General features: G+C 64.2%; 1 protein-coding gene. It reads right to left on the reverse strand.

Annotated elements, in window-relative coordinates:
* Window positions 1-360: hypothetical protein (locus tag AC1Q80_RS30900; RefSeq protein WP_492362951.1), on the reverse strand; the 360-nt coding region annotated here is incomplete at both ends.

Consider the following 360-nt stretch of genomic DNA (forward strand, 5'->3'; position numbering starts at 1 on the left):
ATCTGGGTGTCGGAGACCCGTTCCCAGGTCAGGGCACCGGTGAGGGTCGAGGTGTTGCCGAATACGATCGTGGCGATCGCATCCGAACCGGCCGCAAAGCCGATCGTGCCGCTGCTCGTGTCCGCTCCCGCCGGCGTCGAGCCGTCCGAGAGGTTCTGGTCGTCGAGCGTCAGCGATGCACTGGCCGCAAGCGGATCGACCGTCGGGCCTGCGCCATCGGTGATAGTGATCGTCTGGCTGTCGCTGGTGGTGTCGTTGTCGCCATCCTTGGCCGACAGCGAGAAGGTGACGTTGACGCCACCGGCATTGTTGAGGTTGCTGTTGGCAGCAAACGACCAGGTCTTGTCGGCATTGACCGTC

This window comes from Ensifer sp. GW823-FHT05D09, assembly GCF_058795755.1.